General features: G+C 55.7%; 11 protein-coding genes and 1 pseudogene. 6 read left to right on the forward strand and 6 right to left on the reverse strand.

The window, feature by feature from the left end; translation table 11 throughout:
- Positions 1-304: 304 nt before the first annotated feature.
- Both JEM67_RS19255 and yfbR read left to right on the forward strand, forming a co-directional pair.
- Positions 305-1,519 carry a pyridoxal phosphate-dependent aminotransferase gene (locus JEM67_RS19255; RefSeq protein ID WP_013813895.1) on the forward strand — a complete coding sequence of 405 codons (1,215 nt, stop codon included), beginning with the start codon at positions 305-307 and terminating at the stop codon, positions 1,517-1,519.
- 111 nt (positions 1,520-1,630) lie between these two features.
- Positions 1,631-2,230 carry a 5'-deoxynucleotidase gene (gene yfbR / locus JEM67_RS19260; protein WP_013813896.1) on the forward strand — a complete coding sequence of 200 codons (600 nt, stop codon included), beginning with the start codon at positions 1,631-1,633 and terminating at the stop codon, positions 2,228-2,230.
- Positions 2,231-2,256: 26 nt separating this feature from the next.
- Here the strand turns inward: yfbR and JEM67_RS19265 are convergent.
- The 4 genes and pseudogenes from JEM67_RS19265 to yfbV all read right to left on the reverse strand — a co-directional run bounded on the left by JEM67_RS19265 (position 2,257) and on the right by yfbV (position 5,958).
- Positions 2,257-4,089: pseudogene (locus tag JEM67_RS19265) on the reverse strand (SLC13 family permease).
- Positions 4,090-4,188: 99 nt separating this feature from the next.
- Positions 4,189-4,845: a sugar phosphatase gene (locus tag JEM67_RS19270; RefSeq protein WP_013813898.1), complete on the reverse strand. Its 657-nt coding sequence runs from the start codon at positions 4,843-4,845 to the stop codon at positions 4,189-4,191.
- A gap of 17 nt (positions 4,846-4,862) precedes the next feature.
- A complete protein-coding gene (locus JEM67_RS19275; RefSeq protein ID WP_006326874.1) occupies positions 4,863-5,357 on the reverse strand; it encodes a YfbU family protein in 495 nt (164 codons plus the stop codon).
- A gap of 145 nt (positions 5,358-5,502) precedes the next feature.
- Positions 5,503-5,958: a terminus macrodomain insulation protein YfbV gene (gene yfbV, locus JEM67_RS19280; protein WP_013813900.1), complete on the reverse strand. Its 456-nt coding sequence runs from the start codon at positions 5,956-5,958 to the stop codon at positions 5,503-5,505.
- Between the two features lie 356 nt (positions 5,959-6,314).
- On the opposite strand from yfbV, the gene ackA reads away from it, so the two are divergent.
- Positions 6,315-7,517 carry an acetate kinase gene (gene ackA, locus JEM67_RS19285; protein WP_013813901.1) on the forward strand — a complete coding sequence of 401 codons (1,203 nt, stop codon included), beginning with the start codon at positions 6,315-6,317 and terminating at the stop codon, positions 7,515-7,517.
- Between the two features lie 73 nt (positions 7,518-7,590).
- Positions 7,591-9,747 carry a phosphate acetyltransferase gene (gene pta, locus JEM67_RS19290; protein WP_013813902.1) on the forward strand — a complete coding sequence of 719 codons (2,157 nt, stop codon included), beginning with the start codon at positions 7,591-7,593 and terminating at the stop codon, positions 9,745-9,747.
- A gap of 72 nt (positions 9,748-9,819) precedes the next feature.
- Here pta and yfcD read toward each other — a convergent pair whose 3' ends face one another.
- Positions 9,820-10,377, reverse strand: a complete 558-nt coding sequence (gene yfcD / locus JEM67_RS19295) for an NUDIX hydrolase YfcD (RefSeq protein ID WP_004947308.1) — start codon at positions 10,375-10,377, stop codon at positions 9,820-9,822.
- A gap of 90 nt (positions 10,378-10,467) precedes the next feature.
- The gene (gene yfcE / locus JEM67_RS19300) at positions 10,468-11,019 is read right to left on the reverse strand and encodes a phosphodiesterase (RefSeq protein WP_199636201.1); all 552 of its coding nucleotides are present in this window, start codon (positions 11,017-11,019) and stop codon (positions 10,468-10,470) included.
- Positions 11,020-11,333: 314 nt separating this feature from the next.
- Here yfcE and yfcG point away from each other — a divergent pair, with 314 nt between their 5' ends.
- Positions 11,334-11,963: a GSH-dependent disulfide bond oxidoreductase gene (gene yfcG / locus JEM67_RS19305; protein ID WP_199636200.1), complete on the forward strand. Its 630-nt coding sequence runs from the start codon at positions 11,334-11,336 to the stop codon at positions 11,961-11,963.
- 104 nt (positions 11,964-12,067) lie between these two features.
- The gene (gene folX, locus JEM67_RS19310; RefSeq protein ID WP_004947317.1) at positions 12,068-12,439 is read left to right on the forward strand and encodes a dihydroneopterin triphosphate 2'-epimerase; all 372 of its coding nucleotides are present in this window, start codon (positions 12,068-12,070) and stop codon (positions 12,437-12,439) included.
- Positions 12,440-12,458 lie beyond the last annotated feature (19 nt).

The raw sequence follows: 12,458 nt of genomic DNA on the forward strand, positions 1-12,458 counted from the left end.
ATCCTCCCCTCTGGCTTATCAGTGCGCAAAAATCTGCCGCCCCCAGCTTTCTGAGCAGGGTCAATAATGTTAACACAACGCCATGAAAACGGGATAAAAAACCAATAATCCATTGTTATGGAATATTAAAAACCAAATAAATACTTTAACATTGCTTATCATCGCTGAAATTGGCCTTTGGACCACTCGTTTGCACCAAAGGCGTGCATAACCCTTCAAAAGCGCCAGCGCCAGGAGTACATTGAGCGGGTTGCGGTGTTCCACGGTAGGAATGCCCCCATTCCAGCAAAAGGCTCAACTTTCTATGTCCCCCATTGAGAAATCCCACAAACTGGACAACGTCTGTTATGACATTCGCGGCCCGGTGCTCAAAGAAGCTAAACGTCTTGAAGAAGAAGGCAATAAAGTCCTCAAACTGAACATCGGCAACCCTGCCCCGTTTGGTTTCGACGCCCCTGATGAAATCCTGGTCGATGTGATCCGCAATCTGCCGACGGCGCAAGGCTACTCCGATTCCAAAGGGCTCTTCTCGGCACGTAAAGCGATCATGCAGCACTACCAGGCGCGTAATATCCGTGACGTGACCGTTGAGGATATCTACATCGGCAATGGGGTTTCTGAGCTGATCGTGCAATCCATGCAGGCACTGCTGAACAGCGGTGACGAAATGCTGGTGCCGGCACCGGATTACCCGCTGTGGACTGCCGCTGTGTCACTGTCCGGCGGCAAGGCCGTGCATTACCTGTGCGATGAGGAGGCGGGCTGGTTCCCGGATCTGGACGACATTATCAGCAAAATCACTCCACGTACCCGCGGCATTGTGATCATTAACCCGAACAATCCGACCGGCGCGGTATACAGCAAAGAACTGCTGGAGCAGGTTGTCGAGATCGCCCGCCAACACAACCTGATCATCTTCTCGGATGAGATTTACGACAAGATCCTGTATGACGAAGCCGAACACCATTCTATCGCCGCGCTGGCGCCGGATCTGCTGACCGTCACCTTCAACGGGCTGTCCAAGACCTACCGCGTTGCAGGTTTCCGTCAGGGCTGGATGGTCCTGAACGGGCCGAAGAAACACGCCAAAGGCTATATCGAAGGGCTGGAGATGCTGGCGTCCATGCGCCTGTGCGCCAACGTGCCGATGCAGCACGCGATCCAAACTGCACTGGGTGGCTACCAGAGCATCAGCGAGTTTATTCAACCCGGCGGCCGCCTGTATGAACAGCGTAACCGTACCTGGGAACTCCTGAATGACATTCCAGGCGTTTCCTGCGTGAAGCCTCAGGGCGCACTGTATATGTTCCCGCGCATCGATGCCAAACGCTTTAACATTCATGATGACCAGAAAATGGTGCTGGATCTGCTGCTGCAGGAAAAAGTGCTGCTGGTGCAAGGCAGCGCATTCAACTGGCCGTATCCCGACCACGTGCGTATCGTTACTCTGCCGCGCGTCGATGAACTGGAAATGGCCGTGGGCAAACTGGGCCGCTTCCTGGAAAGTTATCGTCAGTAATCTCAGCGGGCGCAGCCGGTTGCTGCGCCCCTTCCCTGCACGCCCCGGTTGCATAACCCGTCGTCACTGCTCACAATGGAACCCTCACTTGCCGTTGTAGAAGAGAGCACCATGAGCCAGAGCCATTTCTTTGCCCACCTGTCCCGCTTGAAACTGATCAACCGCTGGCCGCTGATGCGCAACGTACGTACCGAGAACGTTTCCGAACACAGCCTGCAAGTGGCGTTTGTCGCCCATGCGTTGGCGGTGATCAAAAACCGAAAATTCAATGGCAACCTGAGCCCCGAACGCGTCGCCCTGCTGGCGATGTACCACGATGCCAGCGAAGTGATTACCGGCGATATGCCAACGCCGATCAAGTACTACAATCCGCAGATCGCCCACGAATATAAGAAAATCGAAAAAATCGCCCAGCAGAAGCTGCTGGATATGATCCCGGCGGAATTACGTAACGATTTCCGGTCGATTCTCGATGAGCATTACTACACCGAAGACGAAAAGCTGGTGGTGAAACAGGCCGATGCGTTGTGTGCCTACCTGAAATGTCTGGAAGAGTTGTCTGCCGGCAACAACGAATTCAAGCTGGCGAAAGCCCGACTTGAAAAGACCCTGCAGCAGCGCAGCAGCCCGGAAATGGACTATTTCATGAACGTGTTTATCCCCAGTTTCAGCCTGTCGCTGGATGAAATCAGCCTGGACTCTTCCCTGTAACTGCCCTGGCGCAGCCCGCTGCGCCGTTAAAATGCATACAGCCACGGCACAATAATCACGCTGACCAACATAACCAGCAGCGTGAACGGCACGCCAATCCGCACAAAATCACCGAACTTATAGTTCCCCGGCCCCAGTACCAGCGTGTTCACCGGCGAAGAAACCGGCGTCATAAAGGCGGCCGAGGCGGCAATAGCAATAACCATGGCGAACGGGTATGGCGAAACGCCCATCTCGCGCGCAGCGGCAATGGCGATCGGCGCCATCAGCACGGCGGTGGCGGTGTTGGAGATAAACAGACCTATCGTGGCACACAGCGCAAACAGGCACACCAGCATCACACGTGGCCCGGCACCGCCGGCAACGTCCATCAATCCACGCACGATCAAGTCCACCCCACCGGTTTTCTGCAACGCCTGGGCGAACGGCATCATGCCGACAATCAAAATGATGCTCGGCCAGTGAATCGACTTATAGGCACTTTCCATATCGATGCAACGGAATTTTCCCATCAGCAAGCAGGCAATCAGCGCGGCGATCGGATTGGGGATTTAATCGGTCAGCATCATCGCCACCATCAGCGCCAGGCAAAACAGCGCGTGCGGCGCCTGGGTGATGGCCGGGGCTACCTCGTCCACCTCTGCCGGCAAATTGAGGACAATAAAATCATGGGTTTTCGCCTGCAGTTGGCGGATCGCCTTCCAGTCGCCGATCACCAGCAGGATATCGCCCAACGTCAGCGATTCATCCACCAGTTTGCCCGACAGGGTTTCGCCATTGCGGCGAATGCCGACCACGTTCAAATCATAGCGACTGCGGAACGTCGATTCGCGCAAGCTTTTGCCCAGTAGCGTCGAGTCCGGAATCAACGACACCTCCGCCATGCCGACGTTGCGCGCCTGTTCGGAGAAATAGTCGCCGCGCAGCACCATCGGCTCCAGTTGCTGCTCGCTGCAAAACTCGCGCAAGTCGATCTGGCTGTCCGACATGTCGATCAACAGTACGTCGCCTTCTCGCAGTTCGGTACTGCCGGATGCGCTGACCATCACCCGCCTGAAGCGCTTCCAGCGTTCGATCCCCACCACGTTGGCCCCGTAGCGGGCGCGCAGATGCAATTCATCCAGCGAGCAGCCCACTAGCGGTGATCCGCTGCGGATCGCCAACCGGCGTGCCCTGCCGGTCAGTTTATAGTCGCGGATCAGATCGCGGAAGGTGCGGCGTTGCCAGGTTTCCCGGCTTTTATCCCCGTCGTTATTGCCCAGCCAGCGCCGCGCCACCAGCATATATCCCACGCCCAGCACCAACACCACCAGCCCAACCGGCGTCACGCCAAAGAAACCGAAGCCGTCGATACCCTCGCGCACCAACTCGCTGTTCACCACCATGTTCGGCGGTGTTGCCACCAGCGTCATCATACCGCTGATCAGGCCGGCAAAACTCAGTGGCATCATCAGCCTGCCCGGTGCGATTTTCATCCGTGCCGCCACGCTGAGCACCACCGGGATAAAGATCGCCACTACGCCGGTCGAGCTCATAAACGCCCCCAATCCCGCCACGGTGATCATCAGCAACATCAGCATTTTGGTTTCACTGCTGCCGGCGACTTTCACCAGCCAGTCGCCCACCTGATAGGCCACGCCGGTACGCACCAGCCCTTCGCCGATCACAAACAACGCGGCAATCAGGATCACGTTAGGATCGCTGAAGCCCACCGTCGCTTCCTGCAGGGTCAGCGTACCGCTCAACACAAAAGCGATGATCACCAGCAGCGCCACCACGTCCATCCGCAGCTTATTGGTGGTAAACAGCACGATGGCAATCAACAGTAAACTCAGCACCCACAGTAATTCGCTGTTCAAAACGGCCTCATCCGGCAGACATAGTCAAGGTCTTAAAAACTAGCATAAAAAAACCCCGCCGATGCGGGGTCTAATCAATTTGGGTGAAGATAAGGCCCGTCAGGCGACCCGATCGACTACGGCGCCCTGCTCTGTCTTCCTCACCGCGATTTGCTCCAGGGACGACAGCAGCAGATCGACCTGATCCAGCTTAGGAGCATCGGCCGGTGCATTTACCGCGATCACCTGGCAGCCTGCCGCCAACCCTGAAAGGATCCCGGCAGCCGCATCTTCAACCACCACGCAATCCTGCGGTGCCAGCCCCAGGCGCTCGGCACCCAGCAGATAGGCGTCCGGCTGAGGCTTGCCATGTTTTACCTGCTCGGCGGTGATAAACACCTCAGGTTGCGGCAAGCCAGCGGCGTTACGGCGGGCGGTGGCGACCGGAATAGAACCGGAGGTGACGATCGCCCACGGAATGTCGAGTGCGTTCAACCGAGCCAGCAAGGCAGCGGCCCCCGGCAGCGCGGTGACGCCGTCGGTATCTTGCGCTTCTACCTGTTCCAGCAGCAGAAACTCCTGCTGAATGGCAGCCTCATTTTCACCGGGCATAAAGTGGCGCAACGAGGTAATGGCCTGTTTACCGTGAATAAAATCCAGTACGTCCTGCGGATTAATGCCACGGCGTTTGGCCCAATTAATCCAGGCACGCTCCACTGCCGGCAGAGAATCAACCAACGTCCCATCAAGATCGAACAGAAAACCCTTACACTCCACAGGAAACCTCTTTTTAATCAGGCATTGATAATTTGCGCAATCTCAACGGCGCTCAGGTGATACTGACGTGGACATGACAGCCAGATTGCCAGCATACGCTGGTATTTTTCCCACATTTTGGTTTGGGCGTTAAAGCCGTGGCTGCCGGAATCGAAATGAGTATAGCGCCCCTCGGTGGTAACCAGGAAACGCACATAGCTCAGATGGCGCGCTTCTGTGGCGGCATCAAAGCCGAGAAAAGCCAGGCGACGCGCCTCAATACCCTGTTTGTCTTTCAGATTATCCCAGGAGACCTGCAAGGCGTGGTGCATCTCCATTACGTTGATGATCGTGCGGCATACCTCTTCGCTCATTTCGCCGAAATCGCGATCCAGCTCGCGCATCTGCAAGCCAAAACCACGCTCGATGATCGTCTGCAAACGGCGGTAACGTTCAGTGTTGTCCGGGTCGAGCAGCGTCATCATCTTGTACTGGTTCGACAGGATCAATCGTTGGGCATGGGTCATTTCCATCATAATTTCCTCGGTAAATTGCTTATGACGAAAGCATCGCACAGCGCAATATCGCAGGAAATCACAACTCGACCGTTCTTTGATTTAAACCGGGGTTATTGGCGTTATCACGAAAAAGGCCGCTATCACTGCGGCCCTTTAAGGCTTAAAGATCGTCCAGGAAGGTTTTATCCAACTGCTTGAAGGCACGTTTCAGCAAATCCGCCAGCGTTTGATAAGTCGGAGTGCCTTCCACCGGTGCGACCGCCTGGCCGGCTTCCGCCAGTCTGTTGCGCACTTCATGGAACCACTGCAGCAGCGTTGGCGGCAACGGCGTGACCGAACGACGCCCCAACCACCACAACCCCTGCATCGGCATGCTGCAGGCGAACAACGCGGTGGCGATCGCCGGGCCGAGCTGACCGCCCAGCGCAATCTGCCAGGTCAGGGTAAACACCGCCAGCGGTGGCATAAAGCGGACGGCAAAGCGGGTGGCGCTCGCAACGCGATTCTCCGGAAAGACCGGAGCCAGACGTTTGTCTGACGGCCAGGTTTTCATATAATGCTGCCCGCGCTGGAAGACCTGAAACCAGCTTACGGAACCGGACGGTTTGCTCGTCATCGCGTACCTCAACGTCACGTAGTAAAAATGGGGGGTACTGCAAACACAATACTAAAAAATTTGAAGCTTTAAATTTATTTTGTGTTTGCTGCAGGCTATCGGTATCCTAGGCCGGCCTTTTGGCCGGTAGAAGATGACAATAATTCTGTCAACTTTTAGCCCTATAAAAATGAAGATTACTTAAACCGCAGAGAAATCATCGGTTTTTTCATCGTCATGTGATTTGTGCACTTCACATGATGTTAATCATAAATGTCAACGGCATTATGCGCTACGCTTGTTGTCTGATTGACGATTAATTCACCACGTGTTTGGGTTTTCCTTTAACAACACGAACTATTTAAGTAGGTACTTCCATGTCGAGTAAGCTAGTACTGGTTCTTAACTGCGGCAGTTCTTCCCTGAAATTCGCTATCATCGATGCTGTCAACGGTGAAGAACACCTCTCCGGCCTGGCCGAATGTTTCCACCTGCCTGAGGCTCGCCTCAAGTGGAAGATGGACGGCGCCAAACACGAAGCGGCTCTGGGTGCCGGCGCTGCGCACAGCGAAGCACTGAACTACATTGTTAATACTATTCTGGCACAAAAACCGGAGCTTTCTGCCCAACTGACCGCTATCGGTCACCGCATTGTGCACGGCGGCGAGAAGTTTACCGCTTCTGCCGTGATCAATGATGAAGTCTTGCAGGGTATCAAAGATTCGGTGCCATTTGCACCACTGCATAACCCAGCGCATTTGATCGGTATTGCTGAAGCGCTGAAATCCTTCCCTAACCTGGCGGATAAAAACGTTGCCGTGTTCGACACCGCATTCCACCAGACCATGCCGGAAGAATCTTTCCTGTACGCCCTGCCGTACAGCCTGTATCGCGATCACGGCGTTCGCCGCTATGGCGCGCACGGCACCAGCCACTTCTACGTGACCCAAGAAGCCGCGAAGATGCTGAACAAGCCGGTTGAAGAAGTGAACGTGATCACCTGCCACCTGGGTAACGGCGGTTCCGTTACCGCAGTGCGCAACGGGAAATGCGTTGACACCTCCATGGGTCTGACTCCGTTGGAAGGCCTGGTGATGGGTACCCGCAGCGGTGACATCGATCCGGCGATCATCTTCCACCTGCACGACTCCCTAGGCATGAGCGTTGATCAAATCAACAAAATGCTGACCAAAGAATCCGGCCTACTGGGCCTGACCGAAGTCACCAGCGACTGCCGTTATGTTGAAGACAACTACACAAGCAAAGCCGACGCCAAGCGTGCGATGGATGTGTTCTGCCACCGTCTGGCCAAATACATCGGCGCTTACAGCGCACTGATGGACGGCCGTCTGGACGCGGTGATCTTCACCGGCGGCATCGGCGAAAACGCCGGTATGGTACGTGAGCTGACCCTGGATAAACTGGGCCTGCTGGGCTTCGAGATTGACCACGAGCGCAATATGGCCGCCCGTTTCGGTAAATCCGGCACCATCACCAAAGACGGCAGCCGCCTGGCACTGGTTATCCCGACCAACGAAGAGTTGGTCATCGCGCAAGACGCATCCCGTCTGACCGCGTAACGCTCTCCGACACCGTCAGCCCAGGCTGGCGGTGCTGTTTTAGCCTCATGTTAATCGTGAAGAGGACTATTCTGTGTCACGTACAATTATGTTGATCCCCACTGGCACCAGCGTCGGTCTGACCAGCGTCAGCCTGGGTGTCATCCGCTCCATGGAGCAGAAAGGCGTTCGTCTGAGCGTGTTCAAACCTATCGCCCAGCCACGCACCGGCGGCGACTCTCTCGACCAGACCACCACCATCATCCGTAGCAACTCCACCATTCCGGCGGCCGAACCGCTGCGCATGAGCTACGTTGAGGGCCTGTTGGGCTCCAACCAGCAAGACGTGCTGATGGAAGAGATCGTGGCTCGCTACCATGAGAACACCAAAGACGCGGAAGTGGTGCTGATCGAAGGCCTGGTGCCGACCCGTAAACACCAGTTCGCCAACGCGCTGAACTATGAAATCGCCAAAACCCTGAATGCGGAAATCGTCTTCGTCCTGGCGCTGGGCAACGATTCCCCGGCACAGCTGAAAGAACGCATTGAGCTGGCTCGCAGCAGCTTCGGCGGCAGCAAAAACAAAAACATCACCGGCGTTATCATCAACAAATTGAATGCTCCGGTTGACGAGCAGGGCCGCACCCGTCCTGACCTGTCCGAGATCTTCGACGACTCCACCAAAGCCAGCGTGACTAACGTTGATCCTGCTCAGCTGTTTGCCAACAGCCCGCTGCCGGTGCTGGGCTGCGTGCCGTGGAGCTTTGATCTGATCGCCACTCGCGCCATCGACATGGCCCGTCACCTGAAGGCTACCGTGATCAACGAAGGCGATATCATGACTCGCCGCGTGAAGTCCGTGACCTTCTGTGCGCGCAGCATTCCGCACATGCTGGAACACTTCCGTCCGGGCTCCCTGCTGGTCACCTCGGCAGACCGTCCTGACGTGCTGGTTTCCGCCTGCCTGGCGGCGATGAACGGCGTGGAAATCGGCGCCATTCTGTTGACCGGCGGCTATGCCATCGATGCGCCGATCAAAAAGCTGTGTGAACGCGCCTTCCAGACCGGCCTGCCGGTATTTATGGTCGACACCAACACCTGGCAGACTTCGCTCAGCCTGCAAAGCTTCAACCTCGAAGTGCCGGCGGACGACCATCAGCGTATCGAGAAAGTGCAGAACTACGTGGCCAGCCACATTAACGCAGAGTGGATCGAGTCGCTGACCGCCACCTCCGAGCGTTCACGTCGTCTGTCTCCACCGGCGTTCCGTTACGAGCTGACCGAGCTGGCACGCAAAGCCGGCAAACGTATCGTACTGCCGGAAGGCGACGAGCCACGCACCGTGAAAGCGGCGGCCATCTGTGCTGAACGCGGTATCGCGGAATGCGTCCTGCTGGGCAACCCGGAAGAGATCCAGCGCGTAGCTGCGGCTCAGGGCGTTGAGCTGGGCAAAGGCATCGAAATCGTTGATCCGGTCGCCGTGCGCGAGCAGTACGTGCCGCGTCTGGTTGAACTGCGCAAAAGCAAGGGCATGACTGAAGTGGTTGCCCGTGAGCAGTTGGAAGATAATGTGGTTCTCGGTACTCTGATGCTGGAGAAAGGCGAAGTCGACGGTCTGGTTTCCGGCGCGGTCCACACCACCGCCAACACCATCCGCCCACCGCTGCAGCTGATCAAAACCGCTCCGGGCAGCTCGCTGGTGTCCTCCGTGTTCTTCATGCTGCTGCCTGACCAGGTTCTGGTCTACGGCGACTGCGCGATCAACCCGGACCCAACCGCCGAGCAGTTGTCTGAAATCGCGATTCAGTCTGCAGACTCTGCTGCCGCCTTCGGTATCGAGCCGCGCGTGGCGATGATCTCCTACTCTACCGGCAACTCCGGTGCGGGCAGCGACGTCGAGAAAGTGCGCGAGGCAACCCGCCTGGCACAGGAAAAACGTCCTGATCTGATCATTGATGGCCCGCTGCAGTACGACGCCGCTATCATGGCCGACGTCGCGAAATCCAAAGCGCCGAACTCGCCGGTTGCCGGCCAGGCTACCGTGTTCATCTTCCCGGATCTGAACACCGGTAACACCACCTATAAAGCGGTACAGCGTTCTGCTGACCTGGTATCCATCGGGCCAATGCTGCAAGGCATGCGCAAGCCGGTGAACGACCTGTCACGCGGCGCACTGGTCGACGATATCGTTTACACCGTGGCATTGACCGCCATTCAGTCTGCACAGGCTGATGCAGCCGCCAAAGCCTGATAACCCCAGCGTTATCGGATAAAAAAAGCCGGTCATATGACCGGCTTTTTCATGTTGACGACCTGGCGACTATCAGGCGTTTTCGTCGGTGTCGCGTAGCGGTTTACCGTAAGCCTGCTCGTTGTTGCGCGTCAGCCACAGCGACAGCGCCTTCAGAGAATCCGGTGTGAATTCGTCGCAGCGGGCGGTGATCTCTTCCGGCGTCAGCCAGCTCACCTCAACCACTTCTTCTTCCTGCAGGGCGAAAGGTCCGTGGGAAACGCAGCTAAACAGTGCGCCCCATACCCGGCACTGTTCTTCTTCAAAATAGAACAAGCCATGTTCGGCGAAAGGCACGCCGGCAATACCCAGTTCCTCTTCCGCCTCGCGGCGTGCGGAATCCAGCACGTTTTCGCCGCTTTGTACTACTCCGCCCGCGGTGGCATCCAGCCAGCCCGGATAGAAGTCTTTAATGTCGGTGCGACGCTGCACCAGAATTTTACCCATTCCATCATGCACCACAATATAGGTAGCACGATGACGCAGCCGTTGAGCACGCATTTGTTGGCGACTTGATTGAGCAATCACTTCGTTTTGCTCGTTGACGATATCAACCCACTCGGTATCTGCAGCCTGACCCTGTTCCGCCATCCTCTAAAACCTTCTATTTTGGCGCGTTGCATCCCGCGCGCTGGTTAATCAATGAGTGTTTTTCAAAGATTTTTATTGTGTGTGTATAAATTAGTGCGTTAATGCCACCTCTGCAACAGCCTTGCCGCCCTGCAGGGTAACCACACTTAAAATGCCCTCCTCCAGTATGCCATAACTGGCGGGAAAGCCCTCCTTCGGAATGCTGACCGACCCTGGATTAAAGCAGTAAATCTCTCCCTGCCGTTCCGCCTGCGGTACATGACTGTGGCCATAGACCAGGACATCGCCGGAAGATAACGGCGGCAGTGCCGTGGGATGATAAAGGTGACCGTGGGTTAAAAACAATCGTCTTTTTTGCAGCAACACCTGCTGCCAGGATGCGGTGATGGGAAACGTCAGCAACATTTGATCAACTTCACTGTCACAATTGCCGCGAACGGCGATGATCTTGTCGCTATAGCGATTCAATTGTTCGGCAACCTGAGCGGGCTGATAACCCGCCGGCAGCGCATTTCGCGGCCCATGATTCAGCAAATCGCCCAGAAGAATCAGCCAGTCGGCGCCGCTTTGTTCAAAGCGATCCAGGACACTTTCAGTGGCGGGGAGTGAACCGTGTATATCAGAGGCGAATATCAGCTTCATAACCATTCCTTTAGCATGGATATATGCGCTATTTTATCGCAGTGGCCAAGGACGGCAAGGCTGACGAGAGGTTAAGCCTCATTGGCCTGAAATTGTGATGTCTCTTGCGGATATAGCATCAGACGAATCTCACATAGCCTGCTATTCTTAGCTGCTATTGTTGGTAACACTATATGCCCGTTGTCTTTCAAGCTACATGTTGACTACAACTTGAAATTCATAGGGTATAGCTGAATCTCTGATATACCTTTGTATGCGGCGAAGACCGCTGCAACGTGTAATGACTTACAGATCACTTTACCGCAGGAGGCACCATGATTGACCTGTATTACGCGCCTACTCCCAACGGTCACAAAATTACCCTGTTTCTGGAGGAAGTTGGCTTACCTTACCGTATCCATCGCGTAAATATCAGCGCTGGCGACCAGTTCAAGCCGGACTTTCTGAGCATTTCACCCAACAACAAAATCCCGGCGATTGTCGATCAGCAACCGGTTGACGGCGGTGCGCCTATCAGCCTGTTCGAATCCGGCGAAATCCTGCTGTATCTGGCGGAGAAAACCGGCAAGTTGTTGAGCAAAGGGCTGCGTGAGCGCGCCGCCACGCTGCAATGGTTGTTCTGGCAGGTGGCGGGCTTTGGGCCCATGCTCGGGCAGAACCATCATTTCAACCATTACGCGCCGCAGCCGGTGCCTTACGCCATCGAACGTTACCATCTGGAAACCAAGCGCCTGTATGGCGTGCTGGAAGCCGAATTGCAAAAGCATCCGTACCTGGGCGGCGACAATTACAGCATTGCCGATATCGCCACCTATCCCTGGGTGGTTTCGCATCCGCGCCAGCGCATTGATCTGGCGGATTATCCGGCAGTGCGCAACTGGTTCGAACGCATCAGCAACCGCCCGGCGACCGGGCGCGCCTACAAGCAGGCCGAACAGGGTTAACCGTCCGACTCCCCGGCTTCCGGGGAGTTTCCTCCAGCTCGTTATCTTTTCCCTACTTTCCGTGTATTCTGAGCGCCAATAATCAGACCTGTGGAGACTCTCTGATGTCATTCAGTCAACCCGACGCCATTATTCGTATCAAAAATCTGCGGTTGCGTACTTTCATCGGTATCAAGGAAGAAGAAATCAACAACCGCCAGGACGTCCTGATTAACGTAGCCATCCACTACCCGGCGGATAAGGCGCGCAATAGCGAAAACATCGACGACGCGCTCAACTACCGCACCATTACCAAAGCGATCATCCGCCATGTTGAAGATAACCGCTTCGCTCTGCTGGAAAAATTAACTCAGGATGTGCTCGATATCGTGAAAGAACATGCCTGGGTAACCTATGCTGAAGTAGAGATCGATAAACTACTGGCCCTGCGTTATGCCGACTCGGTTTCCATGACCATGAGTTATCGCCGGGGCTGAAACAATAGCGTATCAGGGA

This window comes from Serratia sp. PAMC26656, assembly GCF_016469055.2.
GTDB lineage: Bacteria > Pseudomonadota > Gammaproteobacteria > Enterobacterales > Enterobacteriaceae > Serratia > Serratia plymuthica.